Below are 21,978 nucleotides of genomic sequence, written 5' to 3'. Positions count from 1 at the left end.
CCCTCGGGTTGTGAAGGGAAAACCACAGAAATATCCAAGAAAATGCCAGGCAATTTCTTAACTGACTGGCATTACTCTGATGAGCGGTTTTTTATGCATGCAACTTCGATGAACTGTTTGAGAGCTTGCAGAATCGCATTTTAAATCACAGGAATATCCCACCACTGTGCTTCTGGAAAATGCTGACGGAGATAGTTTTTTAAATATGTTGCGGTATCTTTTGAAATCAAGGCATCTTGTGATTCATCATTTAAATTATAAGCCACCGCATACAAGTCCAAACCTCGATGTTTTAGCGCTTCCAAGCTTAAAATCGTATGATTAATGCTGCCTAAACGCCCTGAGGTGACTAAAATAACTGGCAGATTGTTCTTTTCGACATAATCAATGGTGAGTAAATCCGTAGTCAACGGCACCATCAGACCGCCCGCACCTTCGAGCAAAACCACCTCATATTTTTCGGCCAGTTGCTGGGTTGCATGTTCAATTTTTTGAAAATTAATCTCACGACCATCAATTTTCGTCGCCAAATGCGGTGATGCCGGATAGCTAAAAATTTCAGGCATGGTCAGTTTGGTTTTATCTTCAGGCAACCAACCCATCCCCATAATTTCACGGTGCTGTTCTATATCTTCTGAAATATCAACATTGCCGGTTTGAACCAATTTTTGGGTAATGGTTTTTTGACCCTGCTCATTCCATATTTTGGCCAAATACCCTGTGGTATAAGTCTTGCCAATGCCGGTATCAATACCGCTGACAAAGTAAATTTGAGCCATTATTTCTTTCTCACAATGCATTGAATCGGGCTATAAGTTAAAGGAAAGCGTGATTTATCTGAGGTAAGATTCGGCACGAACTGTTCATAGTCTTGATAAAACTGCTGCAAACTTGTCTTCGTCCAGCGGTACTGCCCCGTTGCCGTCACCCCAGTTTCTTTTAAATGCTGCAACACTGCACGCGGATGTTCAAAATACATGAGATGTAATTCATTTTTCATCATGATAATTTCAAAGCCAGCATCCATTAACATCTGTTGCATGCGATGAGGTTCAAGATAGTCCAAACCACATCCGGTAAGTTGTTTAATTTCTTTAAGATTATCTGGTGCAAAACTACTAAAGACCAAATAACCCTGTGGTTTAAGCGCCAAATTCATTTTTTTTAATAAGGCTGGAAAATCAATCATCCACTGAAAAGCTGAACTCGACATCACCAAATCTAAATTTTGTGGAAGTTCCAGTTGCTCAATATCACCAATCAAAGGCTGAATTTGTGTATATCCAAAATCGATAGTCTGGTCTAAATCCGCAACATCGTTGTAGAGGTCGTTTAAATATAAACTGTCGATCTGATGTGATTTCAAAACTTCTCGAGTCAATAAACCCGTTCCACAGCCAATTTCTAATACTGCATGCCATTGTTTCTGCGCAATGAATTGACCCATTAATTCCGCCAGTTCAACACAAATGTATTTCTGTACCAATGCCTGCTCTTCATAGGTTGCTGTGGCTTTGGCAAAGCGTTGTTTGACTTTGATTTTATCCAGCATGTTTCAGCCTCATGAGATGATTTTCCAATTGTTTCAGATCATCAAAATCAACTTTTGAGGTCAGGGAAATACGTAAACGCGAGCTATGCTGCGGCACCGTTGGTGGACGTACTGGCATGATATAGAACCCCGCTTGTTGCAATGCTTTGGCTTGTTCAACCGTCTGTGCAGAATCACCAATAATCACAGGAACAATATGTGAACTCGAAGGACAATCAAAACCCAAGCTTTGAACGCGGTGTTGTAACTGCTGGCTAATCTGCGCTAAATGCTGACGCTCTGTGTGCATACTGAGCACTTTTTTTAAAATAAAGCCGGTCCAAGCCATACAAATCGGTGGCTGCGCCGTACTAAAAATGAGTGGTCGCATGGTATTAATCAAGTAATCACGAATAACCGAATGGCAAATCAGATAGCCACCAATAGAGGCCATCGCCTTACCAAAAGTACCAACCAACAGATCAATCTCATCGATTACAGCATACTGCTCTGCACAGCCTAACCCCCGCTCTCCACGCACACCGATCGCATGTGCTTCATCGACATATAACATGACTTTGGCAAATTGCTTTTTAATCCGCACCAAAGCAGCCAAATCCGTTTCATCACCATCCATACTAAAAATCGATTCAGTCACCACGATGATCCGCTCAATCGCTGCATCCTCATGATATTTTTCCAAAAGTTGGGTCAGATGAATCAAATCATTATGGCGATAACGCACATATTTGGCTGTGGATAATCGAATACCATCAATCATACTGGCATGTACCAGTTTATCCGCCAAAATCAGAGTTTTACTGTCAGCCAGTGCAGGCAAAATCCCGATATTCATGTGATAGCCACTGTTAAACAAGAGTGCCGCCCGACCATGAAAAGCGTGGCTTAAACTGGCTTCGAGCTGTTCATATTCAGGGAAATTCCCCGTCAATAAACGTGATGACGATGAACTCATCCAACGCTGCGCATTCGGCGTTTCATCAAAAAATTGTTCACGAAGCTGAACATCTGCGGCCAAACCCAAATAATCGTTCGAAGCTAAATTCAACATGCGCTGCTGATTGATGGTGATGTAGCGATCTTGCTGAAGATTGGCAGTAAATTGACGTAGATTGCCTTGTTGTTTTAATTGATCGAGCTGAGTCGAAAAATGATCAAGCAAATGTGTGCTCATGCCGCTTGCTCCATGTTTTCCACCACTTCCACCAATTGCCCTAACAATGTTTTGAGTTCTGGTTCGGAAATCACATAAGGCGGCATAACGTAAACTAACTTTCCAAACGGACGAACCCAAATACCACGGCGAACAAATTCCTGCTGTAAGCTTTTCATATCGACATTCAACTTTAACTCCACCACGCCAATTGCACCTAAAATTCGTACATCCTGAACATGGGTTAAAGCACTTAAAGGTGCTAAAGCAGTTTGAAGTTGGCGTTCAATGCGCTGAATATTTGCCTGCCAATCCTGCGACAGCAAAAGCTGCGTACTTTTTAGGGCAACTGCACAAGCCAAGGGATTTGCCATAAAGGTCGGGCCATGCATGAATACACCTGCCTCCCCCTGACTGATGGTTTCCGCAATCTGAGTCGTGGTTAAAGTCGCTGAAAGGGTCATATAGCCCCCAGTCAAACCTTTGCCGATACACATAATATCCGGTTCAACCTCTGCCCATTCCCAAGCGAACAATTTACCAGTTCGACCAAATCCCGTCGCGATTTCATCAAAAATCAACAGCACTTTATATTTTTCACACAGCAATTTGGCTTGGCGTAAATATTCAAGATGGTAAAAACGCATGCCGCCCGCACCTTGCACAATTGGCTCAAGAATCAGTGCTGCAATAGTGTGGTGATGTGTTGCCAAGGTCTGTTCCAGTTCGACAAGATCGTCTGGATTCCATTCCTCACCAAAGGCAGTTTGTGGTGCAGGAACGAACATCCGATGAGGCAAACTTGAACCAAAAATTTGATGCATGCCTGTCACAGGGTCGCAGACCGACATCGCATTCCATGTATCCCCGTGATAGCCCGAACGCGGAGTGACAAAATTGGTTTTGTTGTTTTGACCACGCGCAGCCCAGTACTGCACTGCCATTTTTAACGCCACTTCAACCGCAACAGAACCTGAATCTGCATAAAAAATTTTATCTAAGCTAGGCGGGGTAATCTGTAAAAGTAATTTTCCAAGTTGAATGGCGGGATCATGGGTGAATCCACCAAACATGATATGTGACATCTTCTGTAGCTGATCAGCGACTGCTTGATTGAGCTCAGGATGGTTATAACCATGGATTGCGCACCACCACGATGACATGCCATCAATCAGCTGATGACCATCTTCAAGCTCAATGATCGCACCGTAGGCTTTTTTCACTTTGAACGTTGGTAGCGGCTCGGTCATGGAGGTATAAGGATGCCAAAGGTGCTGCTGATCAAATTGTAGATCGGTTAATTCTGTCATCCCAAACTCCATGTAAAAGACTGTTCACATCATTGCTTTATGATGTTAAACCTGCTGAAAGCAAAAATAAATTGCGATAAAGCCCAGCTAATTCGTTATTTGTTCTATTTTCTTTAAATATTGGCAGATTTTGCAACTTATTTGCTCTGCGTCAAATAATGGGAAGCCATGAGAGCCAGAAACTAAATCTGTTTCTAAAAACTTCACGTCTAAATTCCGCAAGAATCGTTCAACTTTGTAACTAACTAAATAATCTTGCTTTGCAAAGATATGCAACTGATGACTTTGATACTGTTTTAAAATTTCGACATTATTTAACTTTTCTAAACAATCCAAACCTGCTCGCAGCACCTCTAAATTCTGTGCTTGGATTAAACTTTGTAAAGTTAAGAAATCTTGTTTGGTGGTTGCTGTACCCTGACAGACCATGTAACCAAACTTTTTCAGGGTCGAAATTGCATCTTGCGTAAATGACTGTTTGAAGTGTTGAAAACTTGTCTGATCCATTGCGCTAGACCAAGTTTCATTGGCAACAAAACTGGGATTCGAACCTAAGGTGATTAAAATTTTACTTTGCTGCTTCTGCTGCTGAATTTGATCGGCCAATATCATGGCAAGCTGCCCGCCCAGAGACCAGCCCATAATTACATCAAAATTTCGCGCCATTTCCACATGCTGTTGCAACACATGTGAATCTAGTGCATTAAAAATATTAATCAGCTCAACATGATGCCCTTGCTGTGTCAAAGCCTGTTGTAAGGGTTGTAACAGTTGAGTCCCGCCGCCCCAACCGGTGATAAGTAAAATACGTTGATTCAATGCAAACTCTAAAATAATGATTGATTACAAATAGTATAGAACGTCAAATTCAGTTAAGCAGTGACATTTCAAAACTGGTTGACATCTACGATCATAATAAGTGCCATAGATGTCAACCAGTTTTAATCAAAAAATGAAATGTCATTCAAATCATGATCGAGCATTGTCTTCAATTCAATACATTCGATTGCAACGATTTGCCACATTCAATTTTTACAAATTTGCTAAGATCAATCTAGCTCCCCATAAAAAGTACCCGCATGAAAATATCTACCTTTATCCAAATGAGCCTAATCTCCATTGCTAGCCTTGGAGTTTTCAGCTTACCAGCACATGCTGAAAATTCAATTTTTAGCGCTTCAAAAAACGATCAAAAACAATGGGTGGGCAAAGCTGCCCCCGCGTTTAAACTAAAAGATCAAAACAATACATGGCATGACTTAAAACAATATCAAGGTAAATGGCTAGTTTTATACTTTTATCCCAAAGACAACTCCCCCGGCTGCACGCAGGAAGCCAACCAATTCAAAGCCCTGTATCCTCAATTTTTAAAAAATAATGCCGTGGTTCTCGGTGCAAGTTTGGACGATGTTGCATCACACCAGACCTTTTCTAAAAAATTAGATTTACCGTTTCCAATTTTGGCCGATAACAATCACCAACTGGCAAACCAATTGGGGATTGTGCGTAATTTAGGTATTTTAAAAATTGCCAAACGGGAAACGTTTCTAATTGATCCACAAGGGATCATTGTTTATCACTACACCAGTGTTGATACTCAAAGCCATGCAGGACAAGTCTTGGCAGATATTCAGCACCTAAAAAAATAAATGTATCTTAAAATTTTGGTTAAATGAAACACATGAAAAAAGCCTTTGGATTTTGCTCCAAAGGCTTTTTGATTCAGTACCATATCGCACCTTGACTCAAATAGATCAGGGGGCGCAGGCCAATCTTACATTTGAGATTGAATATAATTTTGCAGACCAATCAATTCGATTAAACGTAATTGTTTTTCTAACCAATAGGTATGATCTTCTTCTGTATCTGACATTTGCTGGCGTAGCATATCACGAGTGACATAATCGCCTTTTTCTTCACACAGCTTCACGCCTTGAGCCAATTTTTCACGAACATGATATTCCAAAGCCAAATCGGCCTTTAAGCAGGTCACCACATCTTCACCAGTGACAATATCATCACGGTTCATATTTGGTATGCCTTCAAGGAACAAAACACGGCGAATAAGCGCATCCGCATGCTGGGCTTCTTCTTGCATTTCATGATCGATACGTTCGAAGATTTTGCTTAAACCCCAATCTTCGTACATACGTGAATGAATTAAGTATTGATCACGAGCAGCCAGTTCGCCACCGATCAACATATTTAAGTAGTCTACGACTTCTGGATTGCCACGCATTTTACTTACTCCATTTCCTTTTCAAATATTATGGACAAATTCTCAGGTGAATGCAAAATATAATTTTTGTAAGTTTATGATTTATATAAAAATTAAATGATAAGCATACGCATTTGCAGTTCAATTCTGCGCAATTTCCACATATAAAATAAGCCTTTGCAGAATATTCAAAGCGCTTAGAACACGAAATAATCAAAAATCGCTGAATGCTGTTTTTTTGTAACAATTAACAATGCGTCTTGTTTAGCACAAATATCGCCTGATTGATTCAACACACCATACTTGAGTTGCTGCACTTATATACAGGGAGCTGTACTGATGCTTCATGTACTGCAGTCAAAGACAAGGCTAACATTTCCAAAGAAGACCGGCTTAAGCTGAAGTCCAACGCGCATTCTTCCACGCTTGCTGTTGCGTTAAATCTAGAAAAGTCCAAGCAACAAAACGGCTTTCTTTTTGTCCCTGCGTCATTTTAATGGTTTTCACATCCACTGCTCCGCTCTTACGTAAAGCATTTAAGAGCACAGGCAATGTTGTTTTCTTGGAAACCAGCGTACTAAACCAAAGGCATTGCTCAGCAAACTGGATGCTCTCTTGTACCATTTGGCAGACAAATCGTTCTTCGCCACCAGCACACCAGAGTTCATTTTTTTGACCGCCAAAGTTTAATACCACCTTGGTCCGATCAACAGGTTTGCCGAGTTTTCTTAATTTTTGAGTTGCTGTCGCGTTCGCTTCATCTTGCGAGGCATGAAATGGCGGATTACACATCGTCAAATCAAAACGATCTGTGGGTTTAATCACACCGTTGAAAATATTGCTCGCTGTCTTCTGCAATCGAATCTGAATCCCTTTACGCAGATTCGGATTTGCCTCTACGATAAATTGAGCACTTTTAACGGATGCAGAATGAATGTCTGAGCCGACAAATTTCCAACCATAGCTCCGATGACCAATGATCGGATAAATACAGTTTGCGCCAACCCCAATATCTAACACTTGAACGGCGTGTCCCGTTGGAATCTGAGCTTTATTGCTGGCACTCAACAAGTCAGCTAAATAATGGATATAGTCCGCTCTGCCCGGAATAGGCGGGCAGAGAAAATTTTGAGGAATATCCCAATATTGAATGCCATAAAAATGCTTGAGCAATGCTTTATTGAGCATTTTCACAGCAAGTGGATCAGAAAAGTCTACCGATAAATCGTTATATTTATTCGGGCTGACAAAAGGTGCAAGTTCCGGACAGTTCTTTATTAACTGAGGAAAATCGTAACGACTGCGATGTAGATTTCGTGCATGTAATTCCGATTTTTGTTGCGGAAAAGATTTCTTTGCTTGCGCCATGTGTTTGCCAATAATCAACGGGAGAACAGAGTTATCTGATAAGGCAGGATCAATACCTGCAAATTAATTAAGATTGTACTTGAATTTAACGCTCAATGGCGTCCCAATCCTTATATTCGTCTATCCCACATTCATCCCAACTTAGTGTTTTTGAATTCAATAAAAAATCCATTTTGCAACATTCACATAAGATTTCTGCTGAATTTAGAGCACATTTAAAGTGGCAAAAAATCTATTTTTTAATAAATCAAAGACAAAACTAGATATTCTCAATATGATAAAAAAATGCGTCAATTAAAGTTGAAGAATATGAATACCAAGACAACAGCAACACAGATACTCGTCACGGGCGCGACAGGCTATATTGCCAGTTGGGTTATTAAAAACTTACTCGAACTCGGACATACGGTGCATGCCACTGTTCGTGATTTAAATAAAAAATCCGGTTTCGCCCATTTAGAAAAAATTGCTGAACATAGCACAGGGACATTGAAACTCTTTCAAGCCAACTTACTCGATGCAGGTGCTTTTGATGCCGCGATGCAAGGTTGTGAAATTGTCATTCATATGGCGTCACCTTTTGTGGTGACCAACTATAAAGATGCGATTAAAGACATTATTGAACCGGCCATTTTAGGCACTGAAAATGTGCTCAACAGTGTCAATAAAACTGAGTCAGTAAAACGTGTAGTTGTGACGTCAAGTATCGCTGCAACTTATGGCGATGCAATTGATATCCTGCAAACCACAAATAATCAGTTTGATGAGTCGCATTGGAATACCAGCAGTTCAGAAACACATCAGCCTTATCCATTTTCTAAAGTGATTGCAGAACGCAAAGCGTGGGAAATGGCTGAGCAGCAAGATCGTTGGGACTTGGTCTGTGTCAACCCTGCCTTGGTGATGGGGCCGTCTTTAACTGCAATGACTAAGTCAGGCAGTGTTGAAGTTCTGCAACAGTTTGCCAATGGCATGACTTTGGCTGGTGTACCGCCAATGTGGAATGGGATTGTTGATGTGCGTGATGTGGCAGATGCTCACGTGCAAGCCGCATTAAATCCTGAAGCTTCAGGCCGCTATATTATTAGTGGTGGCACGCTAAGTTTATTTGAAATGGGTACGCTGCTACGTCAACACTTTGGCAATAAGTTCCCGTTCCCACGCAACACTTTACCGAAAATTGCCTTTAAAGCCTTTGGACCATTGGCCGGTTTTCCACGTAAATTTGTTGAACTGAATATGGGTTATCCGATTTACTTTAATGCTGAAAAAAGCAAGAAAGAATTGGGCATTGAATATCGAGATATTGAAAACAGTGTGGTTGAGCATTTCCAACAACTGTTAGATGATGGTGTAGTCAAAAAATATATTCCTTAAGCCAAATCGCAAAAATTATTTGTCGAAAAAAAATGGGGCATTGATATGCCCCATTTCAGCATCAACTTAATGCTCAGCTTTAGCTGTTATATTGTTGCACAAAAACCAAAAACTCTTCTTCCGTCATAACTTGTACACCCAGCTTTTCCGCTTTTTCAAGTTTAGAACCTGCTTTTTCACCGGCCACCACACATTTGGTTTTGCCCGACACGCTACCACTGACGCGCGCGCCCAAGGCTTGCAAAATCTGAGTCGCCTCATCACGTCCCATGGTACTGAGTGTACCGGTAATCACCCAACTTTCACCATTTAACGGTTGACGTGTAGGTGCAATTGGCGCATCCCAATGTATACCTGCGGCCAATAAACGGTCCACGACCTCAAGGTTATGCGGGGCTTGGAAAAAGTCAACAATCCATTCAGCGGTAATATCCCCGACATCCGGGGTTTTCTTTAACGCTTCAAGGTCAGCATGACGAATCGCATCAAAAGTTTGGAAGGTGTTCGCCAACATACGTGCTGTAGTTTCACCCACACCACGGATACCCAAGGCATAAATGAATGCGCCAAGTGTGGTTTTTTTACTATTTTCAATTGAGTCAATTAAGTTCTGAACTGACTTCTCGCCCATTTTTTCAATGCTCAGGAGCTGTTCCCGATGCTCATGTAAACTATAAATATCTGCGACATTTTTCAGCAAATCTAAATGCAGCAAAGATTCTGCCCAACGATCCCCCAGTCCTTCAATATCCATCGCTTTACGTGAAACGAAATGACGGATCGCTTCAATACGCTGCGCTGCGCAGTATAAACCGCCTGAACAGCGCGCTAAGGCTTCACCTTCAGGCATCACTACAGGAGATGAACAGACGGGACAGCATTCAGGTAAGTGTACTTCGGTGGTATCGACAGGACGAAACTCTGGCCAGACTTTTTCCACTTTGGGAATTACATCACCGCTACGATAAACACTGACCGTATCGCCAATACGCACATCCAAACGGTGGATTTCACCAATATTGTGTAAGGTCACATTGGAAACTGTTACACCGCCCACCGCCACAGGGTTTAAGCGTGCAACAGGAGTTAAAGTCCCAGTCCGTCCAACTTGCCAATCGATATTTTCAACCGTGGTTAAAGCCGCAACCGCTGGGAATTTATAGGCAGTAGCCCAACGCGGTTCACGGCTTAAAAAACCTAAGGTTTGTTGTTGTTTCAGACTATTGACCTTAATTACCATGCCATCAATTTCAACACTCAGGCTTGGACGTTCAATAATCATTTGCTCATAGGCTTTTTGCACATCTTGAATGTTATCACAAATAAAATGACGCTCACCCACTGCAAAGCCAAACTGTGTGAGCCATTCCAAACTTTCCGACATAGTCGTTTGACCATGATTCGGTTCACACTGTGCAATGCCATAAGCATAAAAAGCCAAAGGACGCGAAGCGGCAATCGCAGGGTCTAACTGGCGTAAACTTCCCGCTGCAGCATTTCGTGGATTGGCAAAGGTCTTTTCACCCTTGGCTTCATTTTCAGCGTTAAGTTTTTCAAAGCCAGATTTCGGCATCAGCACCTCACCACGCACTTCCAATAGGCGTGGAATTTCAGCGAGATCTGAACTTAATACTTTAGGGAGGTTACGAATGGTTTTGACGTTTTGGGTAATATCTTCGCCTGTTTCACCATCACCACGCGTCACACCACGAACTAACACCCCATTTTCATACCAGAGCGAAATCGCCAAACCATCAAATTTTAGTTCAACATCATATTCAATTTTTTGATTCGGTAAGCGTTCTTCAGCACGACGGGCAAAAGCAAATAAATCTTCTGGATTAAAGACATTGCCCAAAGATAGCATTGGTACAGTATGGGTCACAGATTCAAATTTTGACAGTGCTTTTCCTCCGACTTTGTTGGTCGGTGTATCGGCTTGTACGAGGTCTGGATGTTGCTCTTCAAGGGCTTTTAACTGGTGAAATAATTGATCATATTCACTGTCCTCAATCTCTGGCGTGTCCATGACATAGTAGGCATGGTTATGCTTGGCCAAAAGTTGAATCAGTTGTCGCATCTGTACAACGACAGTGGATTGTTGTGTCATATATTCACCATAAAAAAGGGCGGTTCATGCTCCGCCCTAAAATTTCATTCTCTATCGCTATTATAGAAATCCACTCTGCGAGTTTCAATCTTAGACTTAAGCTTCTAACGCTTGCCCTTGGCGATAGTCAATCGCTTGATGGCGCCAATGCTCACGCATTTGCGCGGTGAACTCTTGGTTATTTTGATCATACACCGTCCCGTCAATTTCACGCGCAATTAAACGGGAAATACTGTCCATGGTATCAAAGGCATTTTGTACATCACTGTGTGGCAATGCCAAGAAGAATGCCAAGCCTTTCACTTCTTCAGTCGACAAGGTTTCAAGATCAAAACCTTCCGCTGCACCGTCATTATTGATTTGTAAGACTGAGAATAATAGTTTGCTGCCCTCTTCATCATAGCGATGGAAGCAAGCCATTTCGCCAAAACGCAAACCATATTTCAATAAAACTCTGAGCGCTTTTTCACCAGATAATGCACGGCTATCTGGGAAAACATTCAGCGCAATATAGGTTTCAGCCGTTGCAAGCGCACTTTCTTCATCGACAACTTTTTGTTCATGCAAATGCGCATCCAAAATACTGCTTTCTTCATCAAAGTCGCTAATTTCAGCTTTTTCAATATTTGCATTTACGCTAAATTCAGCTGCTTTTTCAGCAACTGGAGCTGTATTTTCAACATGTGCTTCATTGACCGCTTTTGCTGCTGCACTTTCAGCCTGTTCTACATGGGTTTCAGCAACATTTTCGGCTGCAACTGTAGGATCAACGACAGGTTCAGACGCAGCTAATTCAGCTTCGGTCGGTTTAAGTTCTGCTGTTTCTGTACTATCTGCAACCGGCTGCACTTCAATTTTTTCTTCTACCACGGCTAGCGTTTGCTCAGTTTCCGCAGGCTGCTCCGCCAAAGTGGGTTCTACGCGTGGCACATCCGCTATATTTAACTGGCTTCGGACATGGCGAGGAATCACTGGCTTTTGGCTCTCAGGGTCGACATGCAGTTCAGATTCTAAAGATGGCGCTGCATCTGCCGGCTTTCGAAATATCATTCGAATGCCCAATACCATGATAATAACGGCTATTACAATCCCGACGATTGTGGTGGTTTCCATGTTATGCCTCCGCAGCTAAACCGTATTCTTTGGCCTGCTCAATATTTACAGTCACTAATTTTGAAGTTCCTGGTTCTGGCATGGTCACACCAAGTAAGTCAGTTGCCATTGTCATTGCCAGTTTATTGTGTGTAATGTAAATAAATTGCACTTGTTCTGAAAGCTCTTTTACAAGATTACAAAATCTTCCTACATTGGCATCATCTAAAGGCGCATCGACTTCATCTAAAACGCAGAAAGGTGCTGGATTTAAGCGGAAAATCGCAAAAACCAAAGCCAAGGCCGTTAAGGCCTTTTCACCGCCCGATAATAATGCCAACGAACTGTTCCGCTTACCCGGCGGTCGAGCCATTAGTTTTACACCCGATTGCCAACCATCTTCAAGACTTAAGCTGGCTTCACCGCCATTAAATACTTTCGGAAATAACTCTTGTAATTCGGTATTAACCTTGTCAAAAGTGGTCATAAACAGCTTGCGCGTTTCCTGATCAATACTTTTCATCGCACCTTGCAGCTGTTCAACCGTTCTTTGTAAGTCATCAATTTGATGGCTTAAATCATCAAAACGTTTTGAAACTTCAGCATATTCTTCCGCCGCTGCTAAATTGACAGCGCCTAATTTATCAAATTGCTGTTGGGCTTTTTCCAGCTTGTGTTGATGTGACGCCACATCAATCTTCAATCCTGTCAGCATTTCACTATTCATTTCTTTTAGCTGTTCTGAATAGTGCTGTAAATCTGACTGTGCCGACTGCCAGGCCAAGCGTTTTTCTTCCAGTTGAGTCCGGAGTTTTTCATCTTGTTGCTGATGCGAATGACGCTGCTCAGTCAAGGTCTGCTGCTTGCTTTGAACATTGTTCAATTCCAACTGCCAATCATTCCAAGTTTTTTGCAGTTTCTCGGTAATCAGCGCTTGCTCTGAATATTGTGTTTCGAGTGCTGGAAGCTCTAACTGCACAGGATCGACAAATTTTTTCGCCTGTTCCATTTGGCCGACAATTTGCTGAGACTGGGCTTTTAGAAATGCTGCATCTTTTCCTAAGAGTTCGATCTGCTGCTTGGTTTGCACCGATTGGCGACGCACAATTTCCAGCTCTTGCTGACTGTGTAGCGCAATTTGCTGGGCGGTTTCCAAAGCCTCACTGAGCTCTTCCACTTGGAATTGCAATGTTTTGTAATTCGGCAAAGCCTGCTCAAGTTTCATGGTCAAGGCATGCAGATCAATTTCTAGATCATCTTTTTGCATCGCATCTTCTTCAAGCTGCGCTTCCAGTTGAGTCAGTTGATCTTGTAACTGTTGCTTCTGTAGTGCAAAGGCTTGATTAGAACTTTGAACCTTGGCAATTGTAACATCTAAATTTTGAAGCTTTTTTTGCTCAGTTTTCAACTGCATCTGCTGCTGTTGTAACTGTTGCTGTACAGCTTGCACCGTGGTGTTTAATTCAGGTAATGCCGCTTCGGCATGTTCCAACTGCGGTTGCTGTGCCGATAATAACTGCGTTAATTCGTCCAAACGAATCCGGTGGCTGAGAGCCCCTTGTCCAGCTTGACTGTCTTCGTCATAGTCCAGACCAATGACCCAATCCACACCGACATGGTAACCATCGAGGGTTAAAATCGTTTGGCCATTTTGTAGCTGCGCTTGATGCTCCAATGCAATTGACAAAGTCTCAGCCACTGCAACCTGTTGCCAAATCGAATATTGTGGTGCTTCAATCCATGTAGCTAAAGCATCCAACCCAGCAATTTGGCTGAACATTGTTGCACTTTGAGCTTTTAATTGGCGCGCCATACGGTCTTGGAAATCTTCACCCTGTTCCAACACCTGCGCATTCAGCCATTTAGCGAGGAATTTTTCCACCAACTGTGCATGAGCTTTACCTTGTGCGGTCAATTGCAAACTCTGCATTAAACGCTGACGTTGCGTCTGCTGTTTTGGACTGGATTTAATCAGCAATTGATTCAGGTTTTTCTGTTCAGACAACAAGACTTGAATTTCTGACTTTAACTGCATCACGGTCTGTTTGTGCTGTGCCTGCTGTTCTTGCACAGCTGCAAGCTGTGTCTGTGTTTCTGCAACCACCTGCTCTTGTTGCGCAATTTGCTGTTCGAGCTGTTGCTTATCTTGCTGATACTGCTCCAACTCATCTTGCTGCGCCTGATGCTGAATCTGACCGCGTTGCTGCTGCAAGGTTTCTCGTTGCTGTTCAATCCGGCTAATGTTCTTGGTAAACTGTTCACTTTGCGCCAGCATTTGCAGTTTTTGCTGTTGCTGCTTTTCGACCTGTCCACGTACTTGCTCAAACTGTTGCACTGCTTGCTGTTGTTGTGCTTTTAGATCCACAAGTTGCTGCGCTTGATCTTGTCCTGAACGTTCCTGGAGCTGCAATTGTTCAGTAAAACCCTCTTGCTGTTCTTGCAAAGTTTCAAGTTGTAGTTCAAGTAGTTGTAGACGTTCTTTGGTTTGGGCTTTTTGTTTCTCTAATTCCACTAAACTTGCTGAATTCTGCGCAAATAAACCCTGCTTTTGCTCCAAGGTCATTTTCAGTTCAGCGAGTTTTTTCTCGGCATGTTGCCATTCACTTTGTAGCGGGGTGGACTGCTGAATCAAGCGTTGAAATAAAGCACTGGTTGAAGATAAATCATGTTCCAAGGTATTCAGTTCTGAGCGGACCAGTTTAAAGGTCTCACCCAAATCGGTCATGTGTGTCGTATATTCTTGTTGTAAGCGCGTGCTTTGTTCACACTGAAAAGACAGCACTTCAATTTTGATGGTGCGAATCTGAGTTTCGAGTTCTTTATACTGCACCGCAGTTTCGGACTGACGTTTCAGGGTTTTCAACTGCAACTTCAATTCCGCTGCAATATCTTCCAAACGCTCTAAATTTTGTGTGGTGTGTTCCAAATGTTGCAGTGTTTCACGACGACGTGCCTGATAACGCGAAACGCCCGCTGCTTCTTCAATATAGACCCGCATTTCTTCCGGCTTGGCATCGACCAAACGGTTAATCATGCCCTGTTCAATAATCGCGTACGAACGTGGCCCTAAACCTGTACCCAAGAAAATATCAGTAATATCTCGGCGGCGGCATTTGGTGCCATTCAGAAAATATTCAGACTTACCATCACGGTTGACCTGACGACGTACCGCCAGTTCGGTATAGGCATTATAGGAACCACCCAACTTGCCATAGGTATTGTCAAAGCGCAGTTCAACGCTCGCCATACCGACAGGTTTACGCTTTGCAGTTCCGGTAAAAATCACGTCTTGCATAGTGCCGCCACGTAACTGACGCGCACTCGACTCGCCCATGACCCAACGTATGGCATCAATCACATTGGATTTACCACAGCCATTCGGCCCAACAACCGCGCTACGATTGCCTTCAAATTTTAAGGTTGTGCTATCGGCAAAAGATTTGAAGCCGGAAAGTTTTAAACTGCTTAAACGCATAGTGTCCTGATCAACGGCGTGAACGTCTTGCCCACGCTAATTCGATTTGTTTCATCCGTGTTAGAGATTCCAACACAAGGTTGCGTAAGTGTCGACAAAAATCTTCCATAAATAAAGTGGCTTGATGTGATTTTCTGATCAAAACTGCATCAGTCACCAATTTGAATAAATCAAAGGATTCTTGCAATTCGCGGCGTGAGATATTCAGGGTCAGAAAATAACTGCGTCTTAACGAAGGCAATAGCTCTTGGTAATAGCGCATCAAATAGTTATTTCCCACCATTTCATGCTGACGCGCCATGCCTTGAAAGATTAAATCATAAAACTTTTCGGTATTACCTTGGCGGGTTTCAACGTCTAATTGTTCAAGTAAGCGCTGAATACGCTCAGCTTCGTGGCTGCGCCAAGTTTCAGCCATACGATGAACAATCTGCCCGAATAATAAAGATGCCATATCAAACAATGCACGGACTTGCAAAGTAGACATTTCCGAGACCAAAGCACCTCGTCGTGGATAAATTTCAATGAGCTGGGTCCGTTCTAAAATCAACAAAGCTTCGCGCACAGAGCCACGACTGACATCGAGTTCTGAAGCAATTCTGAGCTCTTGAATGCGCTCACCTTCCACCAGCTCACCACGAATAATCTGTTCACCGATGTGCTTGGCAATTTGTTCAGACAAACTGTCCGCTTCATGTTGTTGCATACCATTCCTGTTTTGTTTTTATAAGATGCAATGTCAGATTTTTAATTAATCCTTGCGCATTAAAAACGATTTTCAGGTGAATTGAACATGACATTGTCGGACAATTTTATGTCTAAAAAGCCAATTTTGCGTAAAAAATTACTCAATCAGACAAAAAAGGCATGAATGCCTTGATAAATAAAATAGCAACCAACGGTGGTTAAGAGTCCTGAAAAACAACGCTTTAACATAAATGGCGACAGTTGATGTGCCACTTTCGCCCCCCATTTTGCAGTGATAAAACTCATCACACTAATCCCAATGAAGGCATAAATATGGATATAGCCCAGCGTATTCGGCACGGCAACATTGGCTTGATGTCCAAACCAGATAAAACCAAGCGCGCCAGCAATCGCAATCGGTAAGCCACAAGCTGCTGAAGTCGCAACCGCTTTTTGCATCACCACGCCATGTTTATTTAAATAAGGGACAGTCAAACTGCCGCCACCAATCCCAAAAATAGCGGATGCAATACCAATACCCCCACCTGCTGCCATTTGCATCGAGGTTGAAGGTAAATGATGCGTTGGATCGACTGGGATTGCGGCCCCTCTAAACATTTTAAAGGCCACCCACAGCGCAAACAAACCAATCAGTAATTGCAACCCTTGTCCGGACAAATAGTCCACAATACCCGCACCCAGAAATGAACCGATGATCAATCCCGGAGCTAAATTACGGAACACATTCCACATCACCGCACCTTTTTTATGATGTGCTGACACCGAACTAAATGAGGTGACAATAATGGTTGCCAAAGATGTTCCTACCGCCATATGCATAATCACGCTTGGATCATACTGAAGCTGTGTAAAAACAATGTACAAAATTGGGACAATAATTAAGCCACCACCGACACCAAATAGCCCCGCAGCAAAACCAGCGATTGCGCCAATGAGCAAATATATGATTAACTCCATCAGTATTATTCCACAACTCTCAGATTCAAATGGATTTAGAGACTAGACACTTACAGCAACTGCTCAATGCAGTACCCCAACCGCCTGAAGTTATACTTCTTAAACCAATTACGACATCAACCAATGATGATGTCCGTGAAATTGCCAAAAAAGGCATTCAGTACGTTTTGGTTTGTAGCGAAGAGCAAACTCATGGCCGTGGACAACGCGAACATCAATGGGTTTCTCCCGTTGGTAATATCTATTTAAGCACATTGCTCAACTTACAGACAGTCATAGATGGCCGTCTGGCACTGGAAATTGCCTTAAATATCTTACAAATGCCGAGCCTCCAAGACTTAAATCTTCAGGTGAAATGGCCCAACGACTTGTATAGTTCTCAAGGCAAATGGGGCGGGATTCTCATTGAGCCGATTTCGACCCATCAAGTTATTGTCGGGGTCGGGATGAACCTGTATCCAATTCCTCAATCTGGGATTGAGCAGCGTGCAACATCATTGTCTGAATTGGGCATGGCCGAACCGAACCGTTTACAACTGATTGCTGAACTTTATGCAGCCATACAGCTTGCAGGTAAATGGTTTAATCATAATTGTTATAACCTTGCCGCTCGCTTTAACCACTATGCTGCTTTTATGCAACAAGCGGTTGAACTTGAGCATCTACACGGGACAAGCCAAGGTTCTTTCCTCGGTATTAACAATGATGGCTCCATCAACATTCAAACACCTCAAGGGATCGAACATCACCTCCAAGGTCGCTTACGTCCAACAGATAATCAATAAAACAGCATTCAAAAGGCAAGCTGATGAAAAAATTATGGCTCGATGTTGGCAATACACGGCTCAAATATTGGATTACCGAAGATGATCAAATTATTGAACATGTCGCCGAATTGCATTTGCAATCCCCTGCTGAATTACTTTTGGGTTTAATTCAGCATTTTAAAAGTTTAGATTTAGACCAAGTTGGGATTTCTTCGGTTTTAGATAAAAAAAATAATGATCGAATTCAAAAGATTCTTAAATTTCTAGCCGTACCTGTGACCATTGCAAAAGTCCATGCCGAATATGCGGGTTTACGCTGTGCCTATGAAGACACCACGAAATTTGGTATCGACCGTTGGCTGCAAATGCTCGCGGTGGTCAAAGACCCGACACAAAAATACTGTGTGATTAGCTGCGGAACTGCCCTCACCATTGATTTGACGGATGGTTTACAGCATTTAGGTGGATATATTCTGCCCAACCTCTATCTACAGCGCGACTCGCTGATTCAAAACACCAAAGGCATTAAAATTCCGGATGCGAGTTTTGATGAATTGTCACCGGGTAAAAATACCATTGATGCTGTACACCACGGGATCTTGCTCAGTTTGGTCAGCACCATTGAAAAAGTGCTGGATAAATACCCAAGCAAACTGATCTTAACCGGTGGAGATGCTGCACTTTTTGCTCGCTATTTAGAAAAATATCAGCCAGATGTGGAAGTCGATCTTCTGCTGCGTGGCTTACAAAGTTATGTCAATACACGTGTTGCGGCATAAATAAAAAAAAACATTAGCTTAAAAATTTAAAGCGTGGCATTCGACAATGACTACGCTTTTTTATTGGCTTTAAGCTGAATAAATCTCAGCATTTACAATTTGTATCGCGATTCATGCCTTTTTTTCTGTAAATCGCTAAAATTACGCTCTGTTGGTGATTGATACATCAGCAACTTGATAATTTAAAAAGTCTTTAACTCTAAAATATAAGACACGAGCATATCTATGAACTTTAAAAATTTATTGGGTCTCAGCCTACTCACTTCAGTGTTCTTTTTCGGCGGTTGTACCACGACACAAAATCTAGCCAACTCCAAAATTCCGGCTGAAATCAAATCACAGCTCACCACCTCTGAAGCCATTTTAGGTTATTTCAGTGATCAAGATAATCCTGAATATTGTGGTTGCGTTTCATATATTGACTCGTCTTACTACATGACTCCAGTGGAAGGCGGCTACTACCGCGTTTTACTCGGTCGTAATGCGGCAGGTGATTTCTTGGTTCAAGATTTTTACCAAGACACCAAAACCCCACAATCTTCAGCAATATGGGTCAAAGATCCAATGAAACTATTCAGTTTCAGCGGTGATGATATTGAAGGGCCAGCAACCTTGTACCGCAAAGACGGCAAAGTAGAATCGACCTTTGTGTCGCAAAATGGCGTTAACATACAAGGAGAAGAATTTTATCCAAATGGGCAACGTGGTGCCTCATATAAACTTGATGCCAATGGCAATGATGTCTACAGCTTATGGTATGCCTCAGGTAAAAAAGCCGCTGAATATGTGGTCGATAGCAATGGTGAATATGTCGGTGCAGCCAAAGCATGGAAAGAAGATGGTACGGCGGCAGATGATGAGATCGATGACATCCGTGAGCGTATAGCCACTGAACTCGACTAATCTAAACAAATCAAAAAGGCGCGAACAGCGCCTTTTTGATGTTGTGCGTTTTTATATGGTAAATATTTTTATGTTGTTAATAGCGGCTTGAGTACATCCCAAAGTTCTGGAATTTCTGAAAATCCATCTTCAGCCATAAAATGCCCTGCATCTTTGACTTCATAGATTTGTGCATTGATAAAACTGCCCAATTGAATCGAAGCCGGTGGTGGCACAATCGGATCATTCGACGAAATAAAGCTAATACAAATCGGTATGTGGGTTTGTAAAATCCCACTATCCATCTTGGCGCACTGAATAAAGTTCGTCAGCTCTGGCTGCGTGGTTAATCGCGTTTTAAAACCCGAGACAAAAATACCCGCCTTAATCCGTGCACCCGTCTGTAAAAATCTTTGATTCAAATAATGCAATGCCGTTAAGCAGCCCAAACTATGTGCAATCACAATGGTATTTTCATCCAGATCAGGCATTTGTAAAGCGAGAAATTTCTGCCAAGCCTCAAAATCTGGTTGGCTCGCATTCGCCATAACAATGCGCCGAGAATAATGTCCTGCTTGCTGTAACTTACGACTGAGCCAAGGATACCAATGGTCATTGGGTGAAGCATCATGTCCATGAATAATATAAATTTTATGGATCTCAGAACTGTTTTGTATATTCATAATGTCGTTCTTATTTTAATGGCTTATGCTTCGACATCGCTGATGCCGTTTTCCACCTCACTTTTAATCCTGTCAGCACGCTAACTCAATCACAATTTGGCGATTTTTTGTAATTTTATACAATTCATCTGTATATAAAATGGCTTAAAGGCATGCATCAGACCTGAACTTAAATGCTGAAAAATTTGCAGCTTATTTGCTTTTTTTGAATAAAAATTTAGCCAATAAAAAAGGCACATCATCATGTGCCTTTTTTATTTTAAACCGCATCGAATAATGACAGCTTATTTTGGATCTTTACTACCAAACAATGGACCCATACCGCCGCCACCGAATTGTTTTTGCATATTGCCAAATGATTTCATCATTTTCGCCATACCAGATGGATTGGCAAATTTTTTCATCATTTTCGCCATTTGCGCATGTTGCTTAATCAGTTTATTCACTTCAGCAACATCCATACCACAGCCCGCTGCGATACGTTTTTTACGGCTTGGGTTCATCAAGTCTGGATTACGACGTTCTTTAATGGTCATCGATTGAATAATCGCTTCCATTTTCTTCACTTGCTTTTCAGGGTTCGCTTGTGCAATCGCATCTTGAATTCCTGAGTTGCTCATGCCTGGAAGTTTATCCAGGAAGCCCATCATGCCGCCCATCTTGTTCATTTGTTCAAACTGCATCAACATATCTTCAAAGTTGAAGCTGCCACCTTTTTGCAGTTTTTTCGCCATTTTTTCGGCTTTTTCTTTGTCGACTTTACGCTCAAGCTCTTCGACCAAAGAAAGTACGTCACCCATACCTAAAATACGTTGTGCAACACGTTCAGGATGGAATGGCTCTAAGGCATCGAGTTTTTCACCCATACCCAAGAATTTGATTGGCTTGCCGGTAATCGCACGTACAGACAGTGCCGCACCACCGCGCGCATCACCATCCGTTTTGGTGAGGATTACACCGGTTAATGGCAATGCATCATTAAAGGCTTTGGCGGTGTTCGCTGCATCCTGACCGGTCATGGCATCGACCACGAATAAAGTTTCGGTCGGATTAATAGCTGCATGCAGCTCTTTAATCTCGTCCATCATTTCGTCATCGACGTGTAGACGACCTGCCGTATCGACAATCAGTACATCTGCAAATTGAATTTTCGCTTGCTCGATTGCACGATTGACAATGGTAATTGGTTTTTCGTCAGCACTGGATTCTAAGAAAATCGCGCCAACTTCACCGGCAACCGTTTGTAACTGTTTAATCGCCGCAGGACGGTAAACGTCGGCAGACACCATTGCGACTTTTTTCTTTTGACGTTCTTGTAAGAAACGTGCAAGTTTTGCCGCCGTGGTGGTTTTACCCGCACCTTGTAAACCTGCAAGGAGCACGACAACAGGTGGTTTTGCCGCGAGGTCAAGGCTTTCATTCGCCTCACCCATCATTTTGGTGAGTTCGTCATGAACGATTTTGACGAAGGCCTGCCCCGGTGATAACTGAGTCATCACTTCTTGGCCCAATGCTTCTTCCTTAACTTTCGCGATGAATTCACGAGT

General features: G+C 42.4%; 19 protein-coding genes. 5 read left to right on the top strand and 14 right to left on the bottom strand.

Annotated elements, in window-relative coordinates:
• Positions 1-140: 140 nt before the first annotated feature.
• The 5 genes from bioD to ACN6OV_RS12765 all read right to left on the bottom strand — a co-directional run bounded on the left by bioD (position 141) and on the right by ACN6OV_RS12765 (position 4,834).
• Entirely contained in the window at positions 141-782 is a 642-nt protein-coding gene (gene bioD, locus ACN6OV_RS12785; protein ID WP_427953508.1) for a dethiobiotin synthase, read from the bottom strand.
• Entirely contained in the window at positions 779-1,552 is a 774-nt protein-coding gene (gene bioC / locus ACN6OV_RS12780; protein WP_427953506.1) for a malonyl-ACP O-methyltransferase BioC, read from the bottom strand. Before bioC ends, bioD begins: the two co-directional genes overlap by 4 nt.
• Positions 1,542-2,726 (bottom strand): 8-amino-7-oxononanoate synthase, encoded by a 1,185-nt coding sequence (locus ACN6OV_RS12775; protein WP_427953504.1) that lies wholly within the window; start codon positions 2,724-2,726, stop codon positions 1,542-1,544. The genes bioC and ACN6OV_RS12775 overlap by 11 nt, the downstream gene beginning before the upstream one ends.
• A complete protein-coding gene (gene bioA, locus ACN6OV_RS12770) occupies positions 2,723-4,015 on the bottom strand; it encodes an adenosylmethionine--8-amino-7-oxononanoate transaminase (protein WP_427953502.1) in 1,293 nt (430 codons plus the stop codon). Before bioA ends, ACN6OV_RS12775 begins: the two co-directional genes overlap by 4 nt.
• A gap of 87 nt (positions 4,016-4,102) precedes the next feature.
• Positions 4,103-4,834 (bottom strand): thioesterase domain-containing protein, encoded by a 732-nt coding sequence (locus ACN6OV_RS12765; protein ID WP_427953500.1) that lies wholly within the window; start codon positions 4,832-4,834, stop codon positions 4,103-4,105.
• 260 nt (positions 4,835-5,094) lie between these two features.
• Between ACN6OV_RS12765 and ACN6OV_RS12760 the strand changes: the two genes are divergently transcribed.
• Complete coding sequence (locus ACN6OV_RS12760) at positions 5,095-5,664, top strand: peroxiredoxin (protein WP_427953498.1); 570 nt, start codon at positions 5,095-5,097, stop codon at positions 5,662-5,664.
• A 125-nt stretch (positions 5,665-5,789) separates the two neighbouring features.
• Here the strand turns inward: ACN6OV_RS12760 and ftn are convergent, their stop codons facing one another.
• A complete protein-coding gene (gene ftn, locus ACN6OV_RS12755; RefSeq protein ID WP_427953496.1) occupies positions 5,790-6,254 on the bottom strand; it encodes a heteropolymeric bacterioferritin subunit Ftn in 465 nt (154 codons plus the stop codon).
• 372 nt (positions 6,255-6,626) lie between these two features.
• Positions 6,627-7,601, bottom strand: coding sequence for a 23S rRNA (adenine(1618)-N(6))-methyltransferase RlmF (rlmF, locus tag ACN6OV_RS12750; protein ID WP_427953494.1), 975 nt, complete (start codon positions 7,599-7,601; stop codon positions 6,627-6,629).
• A gap of 309 nt (positions 7,602-7,910) precedes the next feature.
• On the opposite strand from rlmF, the gene ACN6OV_RS12745 reads away from it, so the two are divergent.
• The gene (locus ACN6OV_RS12745) at positions 7,911-8,978 is read left to right on the top strand and encodes an SDR family oxidoreductase (protein ID WP_427953492.1); all 1,068 of its coding nucleotides are present in this window, start codon (positions 7,911-7,913) and stop codon (positions 8,976-8,978) included.
• Between the two features lie 79 nt (positions 8,979-9,057).
• On the opposite strand, the gene ligA is transcribed toward ACN6OV_RS12745, so the two are convergent.
• The 5 genes from ligA to ACN6OV_RS12720 all read right to left on the bottom strand — a co-directional run bounded on the left by ligA (position 9,058) and on the right by ACN6OV_RS12720 (position 17,320).
• Positions 9,058-11,088, bottom strand: coding sequence for an NAD-dependent DNA ligase LigA (gene ligA / locus ACN6OV_RS12740; protein WP_427953490.1), 2,031 nt, complete (start codon positions 11,086-11,088; stop codon positions 9,058-9,060).
• A 96-nt stretch (positions 11,089-11,184) separates the two neighbouring features.
• Positions 11,185-12,201 (bottom strand): cell division protein ZipA C-terminal FtsZ-binding domain-containing protein, encoded by a 1,017-nt coding sequence (locus ACN6OV_RS12735; protein WP_427953488.1) that lies wholly within the window; start codon positions 12,199-12,201, stop codon positions 11,185-11,187.
• Position 12,202: 1 nt separating this feature from the next.
• Positions 12,203-15,655, bottom strand: coding sequence for a chromosome segregation protein SMC (gene smc, locus ACN6OV_RS12730; protein ID WP_427953487.1), 3,453 nt, complete (start codon positions 15,653-15,655; stop codon positions 12,203-12,205).
• Between the two features lie 10 nt (positions 15,656-15,665).
• Entirely contained in the window at positions 15,666-16,361 is a 696-nt protein-coding gene (locus ACN6OV_RS12725) for a GntR family transcriptional regulator (protein WP_427953485.1), read from the bottom strand.
• 146 nt (positions 16,362-16,507) lie between these two features.
• On the bottom strand, positions 16,508-17,320 hold the full coding sequence (locus ACN6OV_RS12720; protein ID WP_427953483.1) for a sulfite exporter TauE/SafE family protein: 813 nt from the start codon (positions 17,318-17,320) through the stop codon (positions 16,508-16,510).
• 29 nt (positions 17,321-17,349) lie between these two features.
• Here ACN6OV_RS12720 and ACN6OV_RS12715 point away from each other — a divergent pair, with 29 nt between their 5' ends.
• The 3 genes from ACN6OV_RS12715 to ACN6OV_RS12705 all read left to right on the top strand — a co-directional run bounded on the left by ACN6OV_RS12715 (position 17,350) and on the right by ACN6OV_RS12705 (position 19,769).
• Entirely contained in the window at positions 17,350-18,105 is a 756-nt protein-coding gene (locus ACN6OV_RS12715; RefSeq protein WP_427953481.1) for a biotin--[acetyl-CoA-carboxylase] ligase, read from the top strand.
• Positions 18,106-18,128: 23 nt separating this feature from the next.
• Positions 18,129-18,866: a type III pantothenate kinase gene (locus ACN6OV_RS12710; RefSeq protein WP_427953479.1), complete on the top strand. Its 738-nt coding sequence runs from the start codon at positions 18,129-18,131 to the stop codon at positions 18,864-18,866.
• Positions 18,867-19,091: 225 nt separating this feature from the next.
• On the top strand, positions 19,092-19,769 hold the full coding sequence (locus ACN6OV_RS12705; RefSeq protein WP_427953477.1) for a hypothetical protein: 678 nt from the start codon (positions 19,092-19,094) through the stop codon (positions 19,767-19,769).
• Positions 19,770-19,837: 68 nt separating this feature from the next.
• Here the strand turns inward: ACN6OV_RS12705 and ACN6OV_RS12700 are convergent, their stop codons facing one another.
• Together ACN6OV_RS12700 and ffh are read right to left on the bottom strand one after the other, a co-directional pair.
• Positions 19,838-20,431, bottom strand: coding sequence for an RBBP9/YdeN family alpha/beta hydrolase (locus tag ACN6OV_RS12700; RefSeq protein ID WP_427953475.1), 594 nt, complete (start codon positions 20,429-20,431; stop codon positions 19,838-19,840).
• Positions 20,432-20,715: 284 nt separating this feature from the next.
• Positions 20,716-21,978, bottom strand: a 1,263-nt coding sequence (gene ffh / locus ACN6OV_RS12695) for a signal recognition particle protein (RefSeq protein WP_427953473.1), incomplete at its 5' end; no start/stop codon positions are given.

Origin of the sequence: Acinetobacter sp., assembly GCF_050285345.1 — a bacterium.
GTDB lineage: Bacteria > Pseudomonadota > Gammaproteobacteria > Pseudomonadales > Moraxellaceae > Acinetobacter.
The sequence above is the reverse complement of the archived record's forward strand: the minus strand, read 5'-3'. Positions and strand labels throughout refer to the sequence as shown.